The sequence below is a fragment of the Rhizobium sp. RCC_161_2 genome, from assembly GCF_041355235.1.
Classification (GTDB): domain Bacteria; phylum Pseudomonadota; class Alphaproteobacteria; order Rhizobiales; family Rhizobiaceae; genus Rhizobium.
Window position 1 is genome coordinate 135,684 of record NZ_JBFUPL010000008.1, and the last position, 21,687, is coordinate 157,370.

At 59.6% G+C, this 21,687-nt stretch carries 22 protein-coding genes; 6 read left to right on the forward strand and 16 right to left on the reverse strand.

All coding sequences use genetic code 11. From position 1 onward, the window contains the following. Nucleotides 1-89 precede the first annotated feature (89 nt). The 12 genes from AB6803_RS20770 to AB6803_RS20825 form a co-directional block, all read right to left on the reverse strand. A complete protein-coding gene (locus tag AB6803_RS20770; protein WP_371110665.1) occupies nt 90-581 on the reverse strand; it encodes a F0F1 ATP synthase subunit B in 492 nt (163 codons plus the stop codon). A gap of 2 nt (nt 582-583) precedes the next feature. Next, a complete protein-coding gene (locus AB6803_RS20775) occupies nt 584-1,177 on the reverse strand; it encodes a F0F1 ATP synthase subunit B (RefSeq protein ID WP_371110666.1) in 594 nt (197 codons plus the stop codon). A gap of 79 nt (nt 1,178-1,256) precedes the next feature. Beyond that, on the reverse strand, nt 1,257-1,484 hold the full coding sequence (locus AB6803_RS20780) for a F0F1 ATP synthase subunit C (RefSeq protein ID WP_004109844.1): 228 nt from the start codon (nt 1,482-1,484) through the stop codon (nt 1,257-1,259). A 68-nt stretch (nt 1,485-1,552) separates the two neighbouring features. After that, nucleotides 1,553-2,305 carry a F0F1 ATP synthase subunit A gene (locus AB6803_RS20785; RefSeq protein ID WP_353619677.1) on the reverse strand — a complete coding sequence of 251 codons (753 nt, stop codon included), beginning with the start codon at nt 2,303-2,305 and terminating at the stop codon, nt 1,553-1,555. A 79-nt stretch (nt 2,306-2,384) separates the two neighbouring features. Continuing rightward, complete coding sequence (locus AB6803_RS20790; RefSeq protein WP_371110667.1) at nt 2,385-2,729, reverse strand: AtpZ/AtpI family protein; 345 nt, start codon at nt 2,727-2,729, stop codon at nt 2,385-2,387. A gap of 311 nt (nt 2,730-3,040) precedes the next feature. After that, complete coding sequence (locus AB6803_RS20795) at nt 3,041-4,219, reverse strand: cell wall hydrolase (RefSeq protein ID WP_371110668.1); 1,179 nt, start codon at nt 4,217-4,219, stop codon at nt 3,041-3,043. Between the two features lie 144 nt (nt 4,220-4,363). Continuing rightward, nucleotides 4,364-5,095, reverse strand: a complete 732-nt coding sequence (locus tag AB6803_RS20800; protein ID WP_371110669.1) for a hypothetical protein — start codon at nt 5,093-5,095, stop codon at nt 4,364-4,366. A gap of 136 nt (nt 5,096-5,231) precedes the next feature. Next, on the reverse strand, nt 5,232-7,097 hold the full coding sequence (locus tag AB6803_RS20805; protein ID WP_371110670.1) for a potassium transporter Kup: 1,866 nt from the start codon (nt 7,095-7,097) through the stop codon (nt 5,232-5,234). A 53-nt stretch (nt 7,098-7,150) separates the two neighbouring features. Then, a complete protein-coding gene (locus AB6803_RS20810) occupies nt 7,151-8,128 on the reverse strand; it encodes a magnesium transporter CorA family protein (RefSeq protein WP_371110671.1) in 978 nt (325 codons plus the stop codon). A 410-nt stretch (nt 8,129-8,538) separates the two neighbouring features. Beyond that, nucleotides 8,539-9,696, reverse strand: coding sequence for an Mrp/NBP35 family ATP-binding protein (locus AB6803_RS20815; RefSeq protein WP_371110672.1), 1,158 nt, complete (start codon nt 9,694-9,696; stop codon nt 8,539-8,541). Nucleotides 9,697-10,313: 617 nt separating this feature from the next. Further along, on the reverse strand, nt 10,314-11,054 hold the full coding sequence (locus tag AB6803_RS20820; protein ID WP_371110673.1) for an autoinducer binding domain-containing protein: 741 nt from the start codon (nt 11,052-11,054) through the stop codon (nt 10,314-10,316). 318 nt (nt 11,055-11,372) lie between these two features. Next, the gene (locus AB6803_RS20825) at nt 11,373-12,158 is read right to left on the reverse strand and encodes an IclR family transcriptional regulator (RefSeq protein ID WP_371110846.1); all 786 of its coding nucleotides are present in this window, start codon (nt 12,156-12,158) and stop codon (nt 11,373-11,375) included. A 177-nt stretch (nt 12,159-12,335) separates the two neighbouring features. Between AB6803_RS20825 and AB6803_RS20830 the strand changes: the two genes are divergently transcribed. From AB6803_RS20830 to AB6803_RS20845, 4 genes are read left to right on the forward strand one after another with little or no spacing between them, the layout of a single operon-like run. Beyond that, on the forward strand, nt 12,336-13,106 hold the full coding sequence (locus AB6803_RS20830; protein WP_371110674.1) for an SDR family NAD(P)-dependent oxidoreductase: 771 nt from the start codon (nt 12,336-12,338) through the stop codon (nt 13,104-13,106). Beyond that, nucleotides 13,106-14,038: a 2-dehydro-3-deoxygalactonokinase gene (locus AB6803_RS20835; RefSeq protein WP_371110675.1), complete on the forward strand. Its 933-nt coding sequence runs from the start codon at nt 13,106-13,108 to the stop codon at nt 14,036-14,038. Before AB6803_RS20830 ends, AB6803_RS20835 begins: the two co-directional genes overlap by 1 nt. Beyond that, on the forward strand, nt 14,038-14,673 hold the full coding sequence (locus AB6803_RS20840; protein ID WP_371110676.1) for a 2-dehydro-3-deoxy-6-phosphogalactonate aldolase: 636 nt from the start codon (nt 14,038-14,040) through the stop codon (nt 14,671-14,673). Before AB6803_RS20835 ends, AB6803_RS20840 begins: the two co-directional genes overlap by 1 nt. A gap of 4 nt (nt 14,674-14,677) precedes the next feature. After that, complete coding sequence (locus AB6803_RS20845) at nt 14,678-15,565, forward strand: SMP-30/gluconolactonase/LRE family protein (RefSeq protein ID WP_371110677.1); 888 nt, start codon at nt 14,678-14,680, stop codon at nt 15,563-15,565. 132 nt (nt 15,566-15,697) lie between these two features. Here the strand turns inward: AB6803_RS20845 and AB6803_RS20850 are convergent, their stop codons facing one another. Then, entirely contained in the window at nt 15,698-15,928 is a 231-nt protein-coding gene (locus tag AB6803_RS20850; protein WP_371110678.1) for a hypothetical protein, read from the reverse strand. On the opposite strand from AB6803_RS20850, the gene AB6803_RS20855 reads away from it, so the two are divergent. Further along, on the forward strand, nt 15,918-16,538 hold the full coding sequence (locus tag AB6803_RS20855) for a PRC-barrel domain-containing protein (RefSeq protein ID WP_371110679.1): 621 nt from the start codon (nt 15,918-15,920) through the stop codon (nt 16,536-16,538). The two genes, AB6803_RS20850 and AB6803_RS20855, sit on opposite strands and share 11 nt — an antisense overlap. A gap of 57 nt (nt 16,539-16,595) precedes the next feature. Here the strand turns inward: AB6803_RS20855 and AB6803_RS20860 are convergent, their stop codons facing one another. After that, complete coding sequence (locus tag AB6803_RS20860) at nt 16,596-17,819, reverse strand: argininosuccinate synthase (protein ID WP_371110680.1); 1,224 nt, start codon at nt 17,817-17,819, stop codon at nt 16,596-16,598. 133 nt (nt 17,820-17,952) lie between these two features. Between AB6803_RS20860 and AB6803_RS20865 the strand changes: the two genes are divergently transcribed. After that, nucleotides 17,953-18,420, forward strand: coding sequence for an Lrp/AsnC family transcriptional regulator (locus AB6803_RS20865; RefSeq protein WP_371110681.1), 468 nt, complete (start codon nt 17,953-17,955; stop codon nt 18,418-18,420). Between the two features lie 41 nt (nt 18,421-18,461). Here AB6803_RS20865 and AB6803_RS20870 read toward each other — a convergent pair whose 3' ends face one another. Both AB6803_RS20870 and AB6803_RS20875 read right to left on the reverse strand, forming a co-directional pair. Then, complete coding sequence (locus AB6803_RS20870) at nt 18,462-19,790, reverse strand: putative bifunctional diguanylate cyclase/phosphodiesterase (protein WP_371110847.1); 1,329 nt, start codon at nt 19,788-19,790, stop codon at nt 18,462-18,464. Between the two features lie 113 nt (nt 19,791-19,903). After that, nucleotides 19,904-21,646 carry a response regulator gene (locus AB6803_RS20875; RefSeq protein WP_371110682.1) on the reverse strand — a complete coding sequence of 581 codons (1,743 nt, stop codon included), beginning with the start codon at nt 21,644-21,646 and terminating at the stop codon, nt 19,904-19,906. Nucleotides 21,647-21,687 lie beyond the last annotated feature (41 nt).

Sequence of the window (21,687 nt, forward strand, 5' to 3'; positions counted from 1 at the left end):
GCTGGCGCCGTCAAATGCGGCGAGACAGGACCTCAAAAACAAAAAGCCCCGCCGAAGCGGGGCTCTTGAAATATTGATCGCCTGCGCGCTTAGTTCAGCCGGGTCTTCACTTCGCTGACAGCGGTGCTGAACAGCTCGGTCTGGACTTTGCCGCCGGCTTTCTTGGCGAGCACGGATTCAGCAGCAGCGATCGCCAGGTCGACGGCGGCGGAACGAACCGCCTTCATCGCATCGGCTTCCGCCTGCTTGATCTTTTGCTCGGAGAGCGCCGTGCGGTTGGCGACGAATTCCTCCGTCTTCTTGCGGGCTTCCGTCGTCAGCATTTCGGCTTCACGCTCGGCAGCAGCGACGATATTTGCCGCATCCGCTTCGGCTTCCTTGCGCTTGCGCTGGTATTCGGCCAGCAGATGCTGGGCCTCTTCGCGCAGGCGCTTGGCTTCGGCCAGTTCGTTGCGGATCTGATCGGCGCGGTCGTCCAGCGACTTCGCCATCATGCCCGGAACCTTCAGGTAGACGACGAGACCGATGAACAGCAGCAGCGCAACGAAAGCAAAGAAAGTTTCGTCAAGAGCAAATGACATGATCAACCCTCCCGCTTGGCGGATGCTTCGGCAACGGCCGAAGCGACATCAGCCTTGCCGGCGACGTTGCCGACGAGCTGCTCGACAACGGCGGAAGCCGTTTCTTCCGCAATCGCGCCGACATCGGCGAAGGCTTTGGTCTTGATTTCACCGATGCGCGCTTCAGCGGTCTTCAGCTTCTGCGAAAGGCTGGCTTCGATCGCCTTGCGATCTTCCTCGGCCTTTGCCTTGGCGGCATCGCGAGCGGTTGCGCCGATCGAATTCGCCTTGGCGCGCGCTGCGGCCAATTCGCTTTCATAGGTCGCGACAGCCGCATCGGCCTCGGCCTTCAGGCGCGAAGCCTCTTCGATATCCTGGGCGATACGGTCATGCCGGCTTTCCAGAATACCGCCGACGCGCGGAATGACGATCTTCTGCATGGCCACGTAGAAGATGACGAAGGTGATCACCAGCCAAAGCAGCTGTGACGGATAGGTCGTATGGTCGAACGGCGGGAATACGCCGGCGTGATGGCCCTGCTCGGGCGCACCCGTTTCCGTGTGCACCTCGCCGGCGGCCGGCGGTGCTTCGTCAGCATATGCCGGGGTCACAAACATGCTCACCTCCAGGTGGTCTGCAAATACAAAGAATCACGGCTCGCTGTCTCGCGAACCGTGATCTATGACGCCGCTGATATCAGACGGCGAAGAGCAGGAGGAGAGCGATGAGCAGCGAGAAGATGCCCAGAGCTTCCGTAACGGCGAAACCGAATACCAGACGGCCGAACTGGCTGTCAGCGGCAGACGGATTGCGCAGTGCGCCGGACAGGTAGCTGCCGAAGATATTGCCGAGGCCGAGAGCCGTGCCGGCCATACCAAAGCAAGCCAAACCTGCGCCGATGAACTTTGCTGCTTCCGCGTCCATGTTGAACTCCTTTGAAATGGTTGTTGCGGTGAATGACTGACGCCCTGCAGACGCCAATGTCTTAATCCTTAGTGGCCACCCGGATGGATTGCGTCGTTGAGGTACATGCAAGTCAGCACCGCAAAGACGTAAGCCTGGAGGAAGGCGACGAGGAACTCGAGACCGGTCAGGGCGACGGTCATAATCAGGGGAAGAATGGCGCCACCGATACCAAGCGCGCCAAGGGCTCCGAGCGAGGCAACGAAGCCTGCGAACACCTTGAGCGTGATATGGCCAGCCAGCATGTTGGCGAAAAGACGAACGGAGAGCGAAATCGGCCGCGACAGGAAGGAGATGACTTCAATGATCACCACCAGCGGCAGCAGAACACCGGGAACGCCATGCGGCACGAAAAGCTTGAGGAAGCCGAAACCGTGCTTGAAGAAACCGTAGAGAATGACCGTCAGGATGACGACGAGCGCTAGCGCGAAGGTGACGATGATCTGGCTGGTGACGGTATAGAAATAAGGAACCATGCCGAGCAGATTGGCCGTCAACACGAACATGAAGAGCGAGAAGACCAGCGGGAAGAACTTCATCCCCTTGGTTCCCGCCCCTTCTTTCAGCATCGAGGCGATGAACTCGTAGGCCATTTCGGCCACGGACTGGGAGCGGCCCGGAATGACGCTGCGCGCCGAGGTCGCGAAATACAGGAAGCCGGCGGACAGCACTGCCGAAGCAACCATGAACAGCGAAGCATTGGTGAACGAAAAATCAATTCCGCCGATATCGATCGGGATAATCTTGAAGATCAGGAACTGATGGGTAGGACCGTTTGCCACCGCTTGTTCTCTTTCATTTTCCCGCTCGATAGAGCGGATGCCTCTCACCAGGAAACCACGCCTCAGCGCTGCTTCCGCCTCATTTTTTATCAAGCCCGTGCTTCTCGAGCATGGGTGTCGCCACCTTGCCCGCGGAGCGCAGAACATTCAGCACGCCGGCACAGAATCCGAGAAGCAGCAAAATAATCATGCCCCACGGCGCCGTACCAACAAAACGGTCGAAGACATAGCCCAAAACAGCACCAACGATGATTGCGGCGATGAATTCACTGGAAAGCTTCATCGCCTGGGCATAGCCTTTACGGCTCACCTCGGCGCGAACCTCCGCGCGGTCATCATCTCTCATCTCGGCGCGCTTGCTCGCCAGCTCGGCTCCCAAGTGCTCCCGTCGCTCTTCCAGACTTTCGTCGCGGTCATCCGTCACGGTGATATCCTCCCCCTTTTCGTCGCGCGCAGTCCCATTTCCCCGGTCAACGCGTAAACGAACAGGAGGTTTCGCCACCTTTCAGCCCGTTTTGAAGTCGCGCGCAACATAGTTTTAGGAAAAAGCATAGTCAAGGCGTAGACGTCATCTGTCCAGCCATAAATTAGCCGAATTAAATCATAATCTTAGGGCGAATATCGCCTATCAGGCGAAATCTGAGCCGAAGAATCCTCTTCAGGCCGTGCATTACCACCGCTTTTTTGCCATCCGTCCGTCGCCTGCCATGGCGGAGAAGCCACTCGGCAAGCACCTCAGCTCCAGCCGCCGCCATAGGTGCGATAGAAGATGTGCATGCCGATGCGGCCGACCTTCACCATTTCGGCTGCCCATTTCGGCCGGACATAGACGGCGTGGTAGTGCGTGGCGGAGCCGACTTCCGGCAGCCAGATCTTGCCGGCAGTCACGGCCATCGCGACCTGGCGGGCAATCTTCCAGTGTTCCGGCGAATTGACCCGCTCCTTGACGTTGTCGCATGCAAAGGAGAACTGACAGGCATTGTGCCAGTCGTCATTCTGATAGACGACGCCGCAGATGGTTTTCGGATAGGCCGGATTGCGGACGCGGTTGAGGATGACCTGGGCGACGGCCGCCTGCCCTTTCACCGATTCCCCACGCGCCTCGAAATAGATGCCGGTGGCGAGGCATTGCTGTTCATCCGAGGAAAAGACCGAGGGCGGCAGGACGCTCGCGGCCCAGGCATGATCCTGTGGCCCGATCTGCGGCACGAAGCGGCCGTCATTATCTTGATCCTTGGCGAGAATGGAATCGAAGGGCGAGACACGGGCATAGTCCGGCGCCGGCGACGCATAGGCGGCGGCGAGAACGTCGGCATCCTGGCTGGTCACCAAGCTCGCCAGATAGGACGGCACGCTGTCATCCGGCTTCGGCGGCTGCTTCTTATAGAAGGCCGTGGCGATCTGAATTTCCTTGCCGCCGATCCTGGGTTTCAGGAAAGCGGTCTTGTCGTTTGTATCCAGCTCCGGACGGAGCAGCATACTCTGACGCTGCAGCACGGAACCGGCGGAAAAATCCTTCGGCGGCTGCATCGGCGTGACGGCGACCACCCGGCTTTTCTTGTCCTCGCGATTGATGCGCTCTTCGTCCGGCTTGGGATCGCTGCCCTTCTGCTCCGACAGGAAGGCAACACGGCGTCCATCGGGCAGGACGAGACCACCGTCGCCGATAGCGGCCGCGGTCGATGCATCGCCGAACGCAAGCTCAGCCTGATGGGTGGAGCCGGCCGGGGAGTTGGTGATTACCATGCGCCAGTTGCTGCCGCCCCTGTCGATGCCTGCCAAAAGGCCGGCGAGATCGGCATAGGCCGCGGTCGAGGGAAAGATCATCCATGCGCAGAGCCCGAAGACGGCAGGAGACGTCCAGTTTTTCGGCAACAAGCCAAATGCAGGGAAAACACGACGCGGACGAGGCAATACCGGACTCCAAACGGCACTCGGGACTAGGAGCCGGAATAATCTCCCATTAACCTTGATGGATGGTTAATTCGGGCAAGGAGCCGTTCATGAATGAAGGCGACGGTTGACCTGCTCCGCGGTCACGTAGTCTGGAGCATGGCGCTACCCAAAAACCGTAAGCAATTCTGCCCCGACCGGAGGCCCAATGTGTTCAGCATCCATATATCGCCGCACCGACACCACTGAAATGTAAGTCCAGCCGATCGCCAGCGAGCCGTTGGATATCAGCGAGGCCATAACAAAGGCGACGTTCAAGTGCCCTTTCACCAGCAGGCTCGAACCACCAAAGGCACCCGCAAGGATCACCGCAATAATCCCTGCAGCGAGAGGAAAGATTAGGCCAAAAAATACTAGGGCGGTCGTTGAAGGAAATCGCGCGACGCCTCTTCGCAGCGCATCGCCTATACCGGTATTCGCGCCGTAGATACTCGCGGGCAACCATGTGCCGAGGAGAGAAAAGACGATGACGAACGCCAGCAGGAAAGCCAGCATCGCCCATAGGATGAAAGCTCCCTTGCTAACGCCGGTCGCATCAACAAGAAATACGAGAGGAGGGGCCGCCAGGAAAAGCACGACTAAACTCAGTGCCAGACTCCTGAACATATACCCGCGAACTGGAGGCTTTCCGATTTTTGCCGCTGCTGTGAAATTCAGATTGCGTAGGACGGAATTCTGCACGTTCATCGATAATAAGCACAATAAAAAGAAACCCACGCCGGTCGAGGCGGACTTATCGAAATATTGGTCAAAAATCGCTCCGCCAACACAACATCCAATGACCATCGCGTAAAACGCCAGATTGTTACGCACGATAAACAAGGTCTGTTTAAGCATCCGCTCTCATCCCTCCCGAAAAAGCGCCAATTCCCTTTTAAATTGAACATCAGCAAATACTACTTGCACAATAGAAAAGTCAAAAGGCCCGGCGGATATCCACCGGGCCTTCGGGTAAATAGCGGTTGTGTCGACCTCAGATAATGACGTGCGAGCCCAGTTCCACCACACGATTGGCCGGCAGGCGGAAATAGTCGGAGGGGTCGGTCGCCGCGTTGGCAAGCGCGATGTAGAGCCGGTCCTGCCAGTGCGGCATGCCGGACTTGGCGTCCGGCACCAGCTTACGGCGGCCGAGATAGAAGGACGTCGACATGATGTCGAACTTCAGGCCGGTCTTGCGCAGGGTCGCAAGCGCTTGCGAGACATTCTGCGATTCCATGAAGCCGAAACGCAGCTCGACGCGCGAGAAGCGGTCGGAGACCTTCTCCACCGAGTAGCGGTCCTCCTGGGGGACACGCGGCTTGTTGGTGGTGCGGATCGTCAGGATGACATTCTTGTCGTGTAGGACGTGATTGTGCTTCAGATTGTGAAGAAGGGCCGCCGGGGCCGATTCCGGATCGCTGGTGAGGAAGATCGCCGTGCCCGGCACATGCGCCGGCGAATGATCGCTCTTGCGCTCGATCGAGCTGACGAAGGACGATAGCGGAATATCCGTATGCCGCGTCTTTTCCATCAGGATCGCCGTGCCACGACGCCAGGTCCACATGATAACCGTGAAGGCGGTTGCGATCAGTACCGGAACATAGCCGCCATCGTGAATCTTCAGCAGGTTGGCCCCGAGGAAGACGAATTCGAGAAGCAGCAGCGGCGTCAGCACGGCAATCGCCATCGGCAGCGTCCAGTTCCAGCGGACGCGGACGAATTCGAAGGCCATGATCGAGGTGACGACCATCGCGCCGGTCACCGAGATGCCATAGGCCGTTGCCAGCGCATCCGATGTCTTGAAGCTCAGCACCAGGAAGATGACGCCGAAGAACAGCACGGCGTTCACCGCCGGCAGGAAGATCTGACCAGTATTGGTTTCTGAGGTAATGAGGATTTCCATGCGCGGCAGGAAGCCGAGATGAATGGCCTGGCGCGTCAACGAGAAGGCGCCGGTGATGACCGCCTGGCTGGCGATGATCGTTGCCATGGTGGCGAGAATGACCACCGGCAGCAGCGCCCAATGCGGATACATCAGGAAGAACGGATCGGACATGGCTAGCGGCTCGCGCAGCACCAGCGCACCCTGGCCGAGATAGTTCAGCGTCAGCGACGGAAATACCAAGGCGAACCAGGCCCACTGGATCGGCCGCCGGCCGAAATGGCCGAGGTCGGCGTACAAGGCTTCGGCGCCGGTCACCGTCAGGAAGACCGCGCCGAGCACGACGACGCCGAGAAAGCCCTCGTTCATCAGGAAGTTGACCGCATACCAGGGATTGAGCGCGGCGAGGATGCCGTAGTCATCGGCGATGTGCATGATGCCGGCAACGCCCATGACGATGAACCAAATCGCCGTGATCGGGCCGAAGAAGCGCGCCACCGCACCGGTTCCATGCGACTGGATGGCAAAGAGCAGCGCCAGGATCGCGACCGAGATCGGCACGATATAATCCGACAGCGTCGGCGTGACCAGCTTCAGGCCCTCGACGGCCGAGAGAACCGACAGGGCCGGCGTGATCATCGCATCGCCGAGAAAGAGTGCCGCACCCAGAAGCCCCAGCAGCATCAGAATGGCGGTATGACCGTTCGCCGTTTTCATCAGCAGCGCGAGAAGCGACAGCGTGCCGCCTTCGCCGTCATTGTCGGCGCGCAGCAGAAAAAGGACATATTTCATGGTGACGATGATCGTCAGCGCCCAGAACATCAGCGAAACAAGGCTGATGACCTCACCACGCGTCAGGCCATCGGCGGCCACCGGCTTCAGCGCCTCGCGAAAGGCGTAAAGAGGGCTCGTACCGATATCGCCATACACCACGCCGACAGACCCGATGGCGAGGTAGGACAGTTTGCGTATGCTCATTTTCCCGTCGGGAGAATGATGGGTTTCGTCAGACATTCAGGATCACTAGACTCTCAGAGCCAGCCTTTCCAGCGAAAAAAGAAAAACGGAACGACGGCAGACACCACCATCAACAGCAACGATGCCGGGTAGCCGTAGGTAAAATGCAGTTCAGGCATGAACTCGAAGTTCATACCGTAGACCGATGCCACGAGCGTCGGGGGCAGGAAAACCACGGAGGCGATCGAGAAAATCTTGATGATGGCGTTCTGCTCGATATTGATCAGGCCAAGCGATGCATCCAACAGGAAGGTAATGTTGCCCGCCACGAAAGAGGCATGCTCGGATAGTGACTGCACATCCCGTGAGACGTTGCGGCACAATTCCTTGGCCTCATGGTCCTGCTGCATGGCGGGGATGGTATTGAGGAAGACCAGAAGCCGCGACACCGAACTCAGGCTATCACGCACCTTGCTGATCGTGCGATGGTAGCCTGCTATGTCCTTCAGCTTCTCTTCCAGATAGTTCGCCGGACGACGGATTTTCTTCACGCGGTCGCCGAATACATGCGCCGACAATATATCGATGCCGGAGACCGTTTGTTCAAGGACCTCGGCCGTGCGATCGACAATTGTTTCGAGAAGTTTCGCCAGCAGTGAGACGCCCGTGAGCCGCTCATGCGGAATCCGCTGCAGGGCGGCGATAAACAGTGCAAAGGATTTCGGCCGGGCATAGCGGATCGTGACCAGGCGATGTCCCGTCAGGATGAAGGCGACGTCGGTCAGCATCGGCAGATTGGTATCGGCCTTCCACAGCAACGACGCCGTCAGGAAGACCGCGTCATTCTCGACATAGAGCCGGGCCGATGGCTCGATATCCTTCATATCCTCGCGGGTCGGAACCTCGAGGCCCAACAGGCGCTCGATATTGGTTTCCTCTTCGCGAGACGGTTCGACCATGTCGATCCAGACCGCATTGTCCGGCAATTGGGCAAGCGTCGAAAGGTTTGCCAGTTCGAGCGACGTGCAGTCGGAACAGTAGGCCGTGATCAACGCATCGCTCCCGGCACGGCGCAGGCAAAGCTATAGCGAAGGCGCTTTATGCGCTCCGGCTGCGATCCTACCAATGGCCAATGAAGAAAACTCATAAAACTCCGGGCGTGTCCCGCCAAGCCGGCTGGGAATCCGTGTCCATGCTGATTGCGCTGCTGTACCAATTCTTCGCTCGTCATAAACAACGCCGATCGCTCGGGCGAGACGAAGTCACCATGCGGCGGGCGGTCGTCATCCAATATGCCCGACCAAATTCACGCCGGCGGCGCATATGCAGCAAAGCGCGCAAAGAATCAAGCCACAACCCCTTCAATGCGCGTTTTCACCGCAACTTTCCGATTTGCGAAGTCATAGCACATGGTGCGGGCAAGGCAATCGCACCGATCGCTGCCGGCACCAACCTTCACGAATTATTCAAAGACGATGGATGGCGCGGCGCGCAGGGGCATATTGCCGACCTGCGCCCAGACCTTGGCGGCGATCTCGCGATAGATGCCGGCGACGACACCATCGGGATCGGAGGCAACCAGCGGCGTGCCGGCATCGGATGTCTCGCGGATACCCATGGTCAGCGGCACTTCGCCGAGGAAGGGCACGCCGATGCGTTCGGCCTCCTTGCGCGCGCCGCCATGGCCGAAGATATCGTAGCGGGCGCCGGTATCCGGAGCGATGAAATAGCTCATGTTTTCCACGATGCCGAGGACGGGAACTTCCACCTTGCGGAACATGTTGAGACCCTTGCGGGCGTCGATCAGTGCCAGATCCTGCGGCGTCGAGACAATGACGGCGCCGGCGAGCGGCACCTGCTGCGCCATGGTCAGTTGCACATCGCCGGTGCCCGGCGGCATGTCGACCACGAGAACGTCGAGTTCGCCCCAGGCCACTTCGCGCAGCATCTGCAGCAGTGCCGACTGCACCATCGGCCCGCGCCAGATCATCGCCGTTTCCTCCTCCACGAGGAAGCCCATCGACATGACCTTGAGACCGTAATTCTCCATGGGGACGATGATGCGGCCATCGATCTGCTTCGGCTTGCCGGAGATCTTCAGGAGACGCGGTATGGACGGGCCATAGATATCGGCATCGAGAAGGCCGACGCGCAGACCGTTGGCGAGCAATCCGAGGGCCAAATTGACCGCCGTGGTCGACTTGCCGACACCGCCCTTGCCGGAAGCGACCGCGATGATGGCGCCAACGCCGGGAACACCGATCTTGCCGGCGCGGGGCGGCTGTTGCTGAGCAGGCGCGTGAGAATGTGAATGGGCGTGTGGCTGTGGTTGCGGCGGAGTGGGACGCGCCGTCGGTGCGGCGCCGGCCTTCTTGTCCGCGGTCAGCGCGACCATGGCGCCCTTGACCCCGGGCATTTCCTTGATGATACGCTCAGCGGCCAAGCGCATCGGCTCCAGATCCTTGGCGCGCTCGGCCGGAACGGTGATCGAGAAATACACCTTGCCGTCGGAAATGAAGACATCCGACACCATGCCGAGCTCAACGATATTGTGCTCCAGGTCCGGTCCGCGAACGGTCTTCAGCGTATCCAGAACCTGTTCCTTGGTGATGCCAGCCATTCCATCCTCACTGCGCGATTTCCATCCAAAGCGCTGCCTTGGGCAAACGTTCTGGATCTCTCTGGCTTAGATAGTGGAGTGACGGGGCTTCGCCAAACGAAATTCAGGGGAGCTATCGACAAAAGTGGCGCAGTTCGTTGCGACCGGCAGGTCCGCCGGGTTTTATAACCCTACCAGCCGCAACGCTCGCTTGGAGACGCAAAATCTTTGCGGGGGCCGGAATAAAGCAAAGCCTGGAAAGGAATAGGGCAAGTCAGCGAAAAACCGCTTCCCGATGGCCGTTGATCTCAAGGGCGTGCCAAATAAGCAACAGCCGCCGCCGAGACCTGTCGCCGGGAGAGCAACGACACTGGTATCGACGACGGCCGCCTGATCCGCGCGCATTAATCGGCGCTGTTATCAAAGTCCCCTCTGGACCTCTGCATATTGCAATGCAGAAAGCGTGCCAGTTTCGATAACTCAGAAAAACCGTTTATCTTCAGAGGATTGACCTGCCATCGCCCATTTCGATCCGCGCAGCGCTGCAAATGGCGTCGGCAAATTTTATAGGCAACGCACAAAATTCGCGCAGAAAGCTGCCCGAATTCCGTTCGCTCCTGCCCCGGTTCGCATGCGATCTATTTTATCAACCCGACACGCAGCGCCTTGGCGACCGCCTGGGTGCGGTTGACGGTATCCAGCTTCTTGGTGGCGCGGTTCAGGTAGTGATTGACCGTATGTTCCGAGAGCGTGAGGATTTCGGCAATTTCGGCGCTGGTCTTGCCGGCGGCCGTCCAGTTCAGGCAATCGATCTCGCGGTCGGTGAGCGTGTCGATGATACGGACATCGAGGTTGCGGATCTCGGCGAGCCTGTCGAAGACATGGATCGCGACATAGTAGAGATCCTTGGTCTCTTCGGGTGTGAAGGGCTCACGATCGCCTGAGAGTATGACAGCGCCGCGAATGCCGGAGGCATCGTGGGTCGGCAAACAGATGCTCCGCGCCATCCGAAAACGTTCGAACAAAGAAATCCTGAGCTGAATCTTGCTGTCATCGCGATCGGTGTTTGCCGCAGTGTCGTAGACAAAGGGTAATGTCGAAACGCGCAGGCGCCGCGACACGGTACTGTTGCGCAACAGCCCTTCCTGGTCATAGAGCGTCAGCAATTCGGCCGGCCAATTGTTGATCACCGAATTGCTCTGCAGCTCGAACGACGTAGGTGACGGCAGGTTCACGATCATGAACGCCCGGCAACGATAGGCTTCGGTCACACGCTTCATGAAACGAAAAACGTCGAATTGGGTTTTCAGACCGGCAATTTCGTCAATGTAATCTTCCCCGCGAGGGGACTGTCCCACCTGCACCAATGCTGCCATCATCAGTCTTCTTCATATAAAAGAGAGGACGGGGAATTCGAAATCACCGCCTCCTGGCCCGGATCACCGCACGAACGTCGGCAAGCCGGCGTTCGACGAAATGAATAAGATCTCGCCCGCTGCGGCACTAGTTAAGGCGGCGCCCGGTAAAGCATTTCACCAAACTCCCCCGAGGATGGCACTAGGCACTTGTAGAGATATGCAGATCATCCGCATATCTCTACAAGTAATGCAGAATAAACGTGTAACCCGGCCAAGGTCCAGTGCACGTAAACGTTAAATCAACGCATTTCGCATGACTGTCGAGAAAATTCGGCAAAACTAGCGCTTCGGACCCAACCGGCTTTGCATATCCTGCATGATGGAAGCCGCAGCGACCCTGACCAGGGGTGCCCATTCCTCCAATTTTTCCGGTGTGACACGATAAGCAGGTCCGGTCACCGAGACGCCGGCCAGCATATTGCCGTCGTCCGAGCGAATCGGCGCGGCGACGCAACATATGCCGCTCTCATGTTCCTCGCGGTCGAAGGCGTAGCCGTGCGCCCTGATGGCGGCGATATCCGCAAGAAGATCCGCCACGCCGCGATGGGTATGTTCGGTATAGGCGTGAAACTGAAGACCGGCGTGGCTGGCCTCGATGCTGGCATCATCCAGCACGGACAGCGCCGCCTTGCCGACACCAGTGCAATAGGCCGGCGATGCGTTGCCGATCTGTGAATACATTCGCACGGACTGCCGGCCCTCGACCTTGTCGAGATAGATGACCTCGATGCCGCGCAACACACCAAGATGCACGGTCTCGCCGGTCCGCTCCTGCAAAAGCCGCAGATGCGGCTCGGCGATGGCGCGGAATTCATTGCGTGCCCAACTGCGCGAGGCCAGGCTCAAGAGCCTGATGCCGGGCAGATAGCGCCCGTCGCGATCGATCTCCAGCAACCCCTCCTCGACAAGGTGCGACAATTGCCGATGAAGCGTGCCGCGCGGCTGGTCGGACAGCGACAGGATGTCGGTGAAGCGCATGGGATAATCAGAAAGCGCAACGAGATCGAGCAGCGCCATGAGCTTGCCGAGCGTGCCGGTTTCCCGGACGCGGCGGGCATTGCCCATAGTGTCTTCCTGCTTCACATTCACGATCGCCTCATTGTGTCGGCGGCGCTCCGTCACGTCCTTGACATGGCGGAAGGGTAATCCGATAATTCCACATAGTCAAATTTGGTTCCGAATAATGGAACTATCAGCAAAGAAACACCGGAATCTATTACCGATCCAGGGAGGGAGAGGAATTTGACCGAGGCACAGGCACAGTTTCCCGATCTGAAGGATCGCACCGTCCTGATCACCGGCGGCGGCTCCGGCATCGGCGCGGCACTTGTCGAGGCTTTCGCGCAACAGGGCGCCAAGGTCGCCTTCATCGACATTGCCGAGGAGCCGAGCAAGGCGCTTGCCGCCCGGCTGTCGGCACAATCGGCGCATCCCGTCGCCTTCTACCATGCCGACCTGCGCGATGTCGGCAATATCAAGAGCACGGTTGCCGCCGTCGAATCCGATCTCGGCGCGATCGGCGTTCTCGTCAACAATGCCGCCTGGGACGATCGCCACGACTTCGATACGACGACCGAGGAATACTGGGACAACAGCCAGGCGATCAACCTCAAGCAGGTCTTTTTCGTTTCCCAGGCGGCAGCGCCCGGCATGCGGGCATCCGGCGGCGGGGCGATCATCAATTTCTCGTCGATCGTCATCAAGATGAACCAGCCGCAGCTTTCTTCCTATGCAACCGCTAAGGCTGGCATCATCGGCCTGACCAAGAGCCTCGCGGGCCGTCTTGGCCCGGAAAACATCCGCGTCAACGCCATCCTGCCCGGCATGGTCGTCACCGAACGGCAGATGGAACTCTGGCTGACCGAGGACGGCATCGCCAAGACGATCGAGCGCCAATGCCTCAAGCATGTTTTGAAGGCCGCCGATCTGGTCGGCCCTACTCTCTTTCTCGCATCCAACTGCTCGGGCAGCATCACCGCGCAGTCCATCATTGTCGACGGAGGCATTTTCTAATGACAAGGCCCGCATATGTAGCGGTAGACTGGGGCACCAGCAGTTTCCGGCTGTGGCTGATCGGCGAGGACGATAGCGTTCTCGGCGAGCGCCGCAGCGGCGAAGGCATGACATCTGCGGCGCAGACAGGCTTTGCCGAAGTGCTGCAATCGCATCTGACCGCCCTCTCTGCTCCCGACAACCTTCCCGTTGTCGTCTGCGGCATGGCCGGCGCGCGTCAGGGCTGGGTGGAAGCCGGCTATATCGATACGCCGACATCGCTTGCCGCCATTCTCACCGGCGCCGTCTCCGTGCCCGGCCAAGCGCGGGATGTCCGTATTCTGCCAGGCCTTGCGCAGCGCGCCAAGGATGTGCCGGATGTCATGCGCGGCGAGGAGACGCAATTGCTCGGCGCGATACCGGCCGATGCCAAGGGCGAGCAGATCGTCTGCATGCCGGGCACGCATTCGAAATGGGTGCGCGTGGTCGACGGCCAGGTCACCGGCTTTTCGACCTTCATGACGGGCGAGCTATTCGACGTCATTACCAAGCACAGCATCCTCTCCCACGCGGTTGCCGGCGCCGCCGACATGCCGGCCGATAGTGCTACCTTCGAAACCGCGATCAAGGTTGCCTTCGAGAAGCCGGCGCTCGCTACCAACCTGCTCTTCACCGCCCGTGCCGGCCAGCTTCTGCATGGCCTGACAGCGGCCGGTGCGCAGGCGCTGATTTCGGGCACGTTGATTGGCGCCGAAATCGCCGGTGCGCTGTCATCCTCAGGCCAAGGGGCTGCCATTACCCTTGTTGCGTCCGGACGCCTGCAGGCGCTCTATGAGGATGCCTTCCGCACCCTGTCCCTCACCTACAACACTGTCGATGCCGATGCCGCCGTCCGCCGTGGGCTTTCCGCCGCCGCGAAGGCAATCTGGCCGAATAACGAAAGAACACGCTGATGACGACCCGAGTCCCCTTCCCTTCCATGAAGCGCCCTCTCATTGCCATCCTTCGCGGCATCAAGCCGGAGGAGACCGCTGATATCGTCGGAGCGCTGATCGAGGCTGGCCTGACGGCCATCGAGATCCCGCTGAACTCGCCGGAGCCTTTCCGCTCGATCGAGATCGCCGCCAAGCTGGCGCCCGCCGATTGCCTGATCGGCGCCGGAACGGTGCTGACCGTCGAAGATGTCGATAGGCTGGATGCTGCCGGCGGCAAGCTGCTGGTGACGCCGAATGTCGAACCGGCCGTCATCAGCCGCGGTCGCGACAAGGGCATGGTGACGATGCCCGGCGTCTTTACCGCGACGGAAGCGCTTTCCGCTGCACGCGCCGGCGCGACCGGTCTCAAATTTTTCCCCGCGGGCGTGCTCGGCGCCTCCGGCATCACCGCCATCCGCGCCGTGCTGCCGCCCGAGCTCGTGATCGCCGCAGTTGGCGGCGTTTCGGACAAGAATTTCGCCGATTACACCAAGGCCGGCATCCTCGCTTTCGGTCTCGGCACCAGCCTCTACAAACCGGGAATGACGACGGCAGAGGTTGCCGAACGCGCCAAGGTGACCATTTACGCCTATGACGCCGCCATAGGAGCTTGAGCATATGACCGCGATTCACGATTTCCAGGGCACCATTCTTTCCGACACCGCTTCGGTGCTGGGCGAAGGGCCGACCTATGATCCGGATACCGATACGGTCTGGTGGTTCAACATTCTCGGCAAGGAATTGCACGAGCTGCATCTTGCGACCGGCAAGAAGCAAGTACACGAGCTGCCGATGATGGCAAGCGTGCTGGCCCGCATCGACGCCGGACGGCAGTTGATCGCCACCGAAGAGGGTCTATTTTTGCGCGACGTCGCAACTGGCGAGCTGACTTTTTATGCCGCCATCGAGGCGGACAAACCGGAAAATCGCTCCAATGACGGGCGCACGCATATCTCCGGTTCGCTGTGGATCGGCACCATGGGCAAGCGCGCCGAAATGCAGGCGGGCGCCATCTATCACGTCGCCGGCGGCAAGGTGACGAAGATTTTCGATCAGATCAGCATTCCAAACTCGATCTGCTTTTCGCCCGACGGCACCATGGGCTACTTCACCGATACGCGCATCAGCCAGTTGATGCGGGTGATGGTCGACCCTCTGACCGGGCTTCCGACGGGCGAACCCATCGTTCTGGTCGACAGCATGGAAGATCCAGGCGGCATCGACGGCTCGGTCTGCGATGCCGACGGCTATATCTGGAACGCCCGCTGGGGTTCAGGCTTCGTCGATCGCTACAGCCCGGACGGCTTGCGCATCGAGCGCTATCGCGTGCCGGCCGCGCAACCCTCCTGCCCTGCCTTTGTCGGAAAGGATGCCGATCGCCTGGCGGTGACGACGGCCTGGGAAGGTCTCGATGAAGACGCCCGCTCGACACAGCCCCAGGCCGGAGCGCTTCTTGAGCTTGGCCCGGTGGTCAAAGGCGTTTTCGATCCGCCCTACAAAATCTGATCGAGTTTGCCGTCTCTCCACCGGTTGCGATCACCGCTAGGACGGCACACTGGAAAACACAGGCCAGGGCGCTCGGATAGAGCCGCCCTGCGCCGGGAGCCAAGGCATTCCCGCCGCAACCAGCCCATCGGATCAACTTCCCTTGGTTGCATCCATATTTTTATAAGATATTGATTTCTCATTATATTTTATCACCCCCAAGGCGATGCGGCGCTGTTTTTTGCAACTTTTTCCGGAACCAAACCTCTCCTCGACCAGTTCCCCTACCGAACCGGCACGATGATGGTCAGCCAAAAAAGTGGCGCCGCCCGAGCCGGGGAGCATGCCCATCTGAATGAAAGGTAGGTTCACGATGACCGGCAAACTATTTACCTCCGTCGCTGTTGGCGCGGTCTTTGCCACAGCATCTGTCCTCTCACCCATGGCCTTCGCCCAGGCACAGCAACCGTCGACCGGCAACAACGCGCCGCTGACGCAGACTGCTCCGGCAACGCCCGACACCACCAAGCCGGCAACCAAGATGCCGCAGAGCGACGCCCAGGCACCCGCCACGGCACCGACGACAACGACGGCGCGGGCCGGTGGCTATCTGACCGAGCAATCGGCCGATCAGATCAGCGCCAAGACCTATATCGGCCAGTCAGTCTATAATGGTCAGAATGAAAGCATCGGCAGCATCAACGACCTGGTCCTGTTGAAGCAGGGCGGCGTTGTCGCCGCAGTCGTCGGCGTCGGCGGTTTCCTTGGCATGGGCCAGAAGAACGTCGCCGTTCCCTTCGACAAGATCACAGCGACGCAGAATGTCGAGGACGGCAGTGTCAAGCTGACGACCACCGAAACGGCCGATGCGCTGAAGGCAGCGCCCGAGTTCAAGACGCTGGCTGCGCAGGCCTCCGACAAGGCCGCCCAGACACGAGCCACGACGGTGCCCGGAACCGACAGCACGACGACCTCGTCGACGACCAATAAGTAACGAAGGTTCTCGCGCAACAGTGAAAAACGGCGGCCCTCATGGGCCGCCGTTTGGTCTTTAATATCCCAATCTCTCATTGCGCGCTGCCAAAGTCTTCAGTCGCAGCCCGTTGAGCTTGATGAAGCCCTCCGCATCGTGATGATCATAGCTGCCCGAGCCCTCCTCGAACGTTACGAGATCCATTGAGTAGAGCGAATTGGAGGAGTTACGTGCGATGACGCTGGCCGAGCCCTTGTGGAGCTTTACCGTCACCTCACCGGCAACATGGGTCTGGCTCCGATCGATCAGCGCCTGCAGCATTTCCCGCTCCGGCGCATACCAGAAGCCGTTATAAATCAGCTCGGCATAGCGCGGCATGATCTCGTCCTTCAGGTGAGCCGCACCACGGTCGAGCGTGATCGACTCGATCCCACGATGCGCTGCGAGCAGTATCGTGCCACCCGGCGTCTCGTAGACCCCGCGTGATTTCATGCCAACAAACCGGTTCTCGACCAGATCGATCCGACCCACCCCATGCTTGCCACCCAGCTCGTTGAGCCTGGTCAGCAGCGTCGCCGGCGACAGCTTCACGCCGTTGAGAGAAACCGCGTCGCCCTTCTCGAATCCGATGGTGATGATCTCCGGCACGTTCGGCGCATCCACCGGATCGACCGTGCGCTGATAGATATAATCCGGGGCGATATCGGCCGGGTCTTCCAGGACCTTGCCCTCGGACGAGGTGTGCAGCAAATTCGCGTCAATCGAGAATGGTGCCTCGCCGCGCTTGTCCTTGGGGACCGGGATCTGGTTCCGTTCGGCATATTCGATGAGCTGAGTGCGGGACTGAATGTCCCACTCGCGCCACGGCGCGATGACCTTGATGGATGGGTCGAGCGCGTTGACGGTCAATTCGAACCGGACCTGATCGTTGCCCTTGCCGGTGGCGCCATGGGAAATGGCATCTGCACCCACTTCCTGAGCGATCCTGACGAGATGCTTTGCGATCAGCGGACGGGCGATGGAGGAGCCGAGAAGGTATTGGCCTTCGTACACCGTGTTGGCGCGGAACATCGGGAACACGAAGTCGCGCACGAATTCCTCGCGTACATCAACGATCCGGATGTCCTTGATCCCGAGCATTTCAGCTTTCGCTCGCGCCGGTTCAAGCTCCTCGCCCTGCCCCAGATCGGCGGTGAAGGTCACCACCTCGCATTTATAGGTCTCCTGCAACCATTTGAGGATGATCGAGGTGTCCAGGCCGCCCGAATAGGAGAGCACGATCTTCTTGATATCTTTGACCATGAGTGATTTTCATTCCCAATGTTAGTGTCTTGGAACGATAGGCCAAAGGTTGCGCAATTGGCTTGCGAAGACAGCCGCAAGCTTGCATAATATTGGCATATTATAGCGTCTATATCGAATATAGGAGCAGATGATGCCAGTAGCGCTAGACGCCATCGACCGGCGCATACTTCGGGCGCTCCAGCGCAATGGGCGGATTCCGAATGTGGAGCTGGCCAAGGAAGTGGGACTTTCGCCCTCGCCCTGCCTGCGCAGGGTACGGCTGCTGGAAGAATCCGGCGTCATCGATCGCTATGTTGCGGTGCTCGATCCGGCAAAAGTCGGCATGGGCCTCACGGTGTTCGCGCGCGTTTGGTTCAAAACGCAGGACGCCGAGATTACCCATCAGTTTGCGGAGACGGTCAGAAAATTCCCCGAGGTCGTCGAATGCTACCTGACGACCGGTGAGTGCGACGCCATCATGCGGATCGTGACCGCCGATCTCCACAGCTATTGGCGCTTCCAGGCCGATCATCTGACACGCATACCCAGCGTCCAGAGCGTCAAGACCGACGTCCCAATGGAAACAATCAAGCAGGGCCACGAACTGCCATTGCCATAGGCTTCAGGACACGCCGAGGCGCGGCACCGCCCGGCTTGTGATCAATTTCCGTGGAGATAGCGCAGGGTGGCGGTGCTGTCTGCGGGCTTGCCGTAATAGTAGCCCTGCCCCATGGCGCAGCCGAGCGATTTGAGCTTTGCCGCCTCGGCCTGGTCCTCGATGCCTTCCGCGACGACTTCAAGGTCGAGCCCCTCGCACATGGCAAGGACCGCCTTGACGATGTGTTCCGAGGCGCGATCCGAATTGATGCGCGAAACGAAGGCTCGGTCGATCTTCACCTTGTCGAAGATGAATTCGCGCAGGCGGCCGAGGCTGGATTGACCGGTGCCGAAATCGTCCAGCGAAATGCGGACGCCGGCGGCCCTGAGGTCGGCAATGATGCGGTTTGCCGTTTCGGCCGAGCTCATCACGGCGGTTTCGGTGATTTCCAGCTCCAGGCGATGCGGATCCAGCCCGACGCGGCCAAGAATGGCAAGGATGCTGCTGCTCGTGCCAGGATCCATCAATTGTGCCGAGGACAGGTTGAAGGAGAGAAACAGCTCGCGCGGCCAGGAGAGCGCCGCCTCGGCCGCCTTGCGCAGCAAGGTCTCGGAGAGGGCATCGATGAAGCCACGCTCCTCAGCGAGCGGCACGAAGACGGCGGGCGAGACGAAGCCGAGATCGGCGTCATTCCAGCGCGCCAGGGCCTCGAAACCGAGAACCGCACCGTTGGCAAGCGAGACGATCGGCTGGAAATGCACGTCGATGGCATCGGAAATGATGGCATTGCGCAGCGCCTGTTCGAGCTGCGTCGCGCGCTTCATCTCCTGGGCGATTTCCTTGGAATAGACGGTGATCTGACCACGGCCGCGGCGCTTGGAGCGATAAAGCGCGGTCTCGGTGTTCTTCAGAAGATCGTCGAATTCCTCGCCGGCGAAGGGATAGATGGCAAAGCCGAAAGAGGCGGAAAGACGAACGTTGCGATCGCCGAGATCATAGGGCGCCGACAGCACTTCGCGGATCATCTGCCCGAACTTCTCCGCACCGACACGCTCGAAGACCAGCGGCAGCACGAAGGCGAATTCGTCGCCATCATGACGCGTCACGGTGGCGCCGTCGGGAATGCAGGCCTTGAGGCGGTGGGCGACCTGACACAGGATTTCATCGCCGGCCTCGACGCCGAAGAGATCGTTGATGGGCTTGAAAGAATCGAGATTGACGATGCCGATGGTGAAGGGCGCGGGATCGCTGGCGCGCTCGACCGAAAGCAGCCGCGCCCGATCGCGCATGCGGTGGCGATTACCCAAACCCGTCAATGGGTCGGTATATGCCATCGCCTGCAGCTCGTTCTGGCTGACTGGCGCGAGCGGTATTTCAGCCGATTTCATGATCAGTCCCGACATTTTCTCCACCCGCAAAAGAGCATGACGGCGAAGTCTTAAGAAAGAATGGCGGGGCTCCAGTCATTCCATACGGGCAATATCTGTTCATGGGAGTTATACGGTTACGAGACCTGCCTGGCCTGAGCATTGCGGCTGCCACGCATGTATTTCTGAAACACGGTCTCAAGAATATCCGGGCTGACGGGTTTCAGGATGACATCGTCCATACCGGCATCGGCGCATTCCTTGCGGTCACGCTCAAAAGCCTGGGTCAGCACACCGATGATCGGTATGTGCGATCCATCGTCCTTTTCGCTGTGGCGGATCAGCCGCGCGGCCTCAAAACCATTGAGACCCGGCAGGGAAATATCCATCAGGATCAGCTCCGGGCGATGCTCGTTCCAGAGCCGCACGGCCTCGTCACCATTTGGCGCGATCATATAGCGGTAACCGAGCCCCTCCAGGATCTGCGAGAAGACGATCTGGTTGATGTCGTTGTCCTCCGCGACCAGGATCTGCAAGCCGTGCTCTTCGCCGCCGGCCGCGATCTGCCAGTCCTCCACCCCGCCTTCGGCACTCTCGCCCGGCTTACGGCGGATATTGCGGTTGAAGTGCCGCGCAATCAGGAAGGTGAGTTCGGAGGCGAGCTGCGAGCCGTCCAGCGACAGCGCCGGGATACTCTGCCGCTCCGCCAGTTCGACGCCGCGATTGCCGAGCTGGTTGTCGACGATCACCAGATCGATCTTGACGCCGAGGGAACTCGCGACATCCAGGAATGCCGCCTCCTCGTTTTCATTGTGGACCGAGCAGGTGTCGAAGCCGTATTTGGCGAGCATCTTCAGCGCCGCCGTTTCGGCGGCGAGATCACTGGTCACCACCAGGATCTTGCGGCCGGAGAAATTCGCGGGAACGAAGGTCTCCATGGCTGGAGGCCGGCGCGAAAGGGTCTGCAATGCGGCCATCGGCACATAGGCGCGCCGGTAGGATCGGTCGCTGTTCTCCTTGATCTCCCTGGCAAGCGCGAATTCGTCGAAATCGGCTCCGTCCTTCGGCAGATCCTGCATGGTGGCAATGAGGAAATAGCGGCCGGGCTTGCCGATGCGCTGCTTTCTGGTGACCACGTCGCGCTCGATGCCATCGCGTGAGATCTGCCGCTGGTGCGTGATCGACATTTCGCCGGTCTCGATGACATGCCGGTCGCTTTCTTCGAAACGATTGGCGAGGTCGGTAGAGAAGAGATCGGCGCCCTTGCGGCCTAGTACCTCCTCCGGCGTGGTCTGGTATTTGTCGCTGAACGCCTTGTTGACCGCGACATAGACCATGTTGCAGTCCTTGACGAAGAGCGGAAACGGCAGGTTATCAAGAATATCCTCGGTGAGCTGCACGCGCTCCATATCGATGCGCCATTGCTCCTCGCGTTTTTTCACCTCGGAAATATCGGAGAGAATGCAGACGCCGAATCCCGATGGCAACCGGCGCTTGACGAAGCGGACCCAACGATCCGTGCCGAGGCGCTCCGTCGTCTCGAACCGCTCGCGCCAATGGGAGGCAATACGCTGTGAGATCCAATCGTCACGCGTCACCGTCGATTTCGCCTGGCCGTCCGGATGCCATACGCCGGTATCGAAAACCGCACCGAGATAATCCCGCAGCCGTGTCGACGGTTGCAGGAATTGCGGCGGGATCGGGAAAAAATTCAGGACCTGGCGGCTGGCAAACAGCAACAGGTCGTTCTTGTCATAGACGAGGACGGCACTGGAAAGCCCATCGCAGACGGCATCGAACAGCGCCGCCTGCAGATTGCCGTCCGACGGCGTATCTTCAGTGATCACTGCAAAAGCTGCCTTGCCAATATCGGCAGTCATTCGTCCGCTTCCTACATCTATCCGATTACGGCACGCCAAAG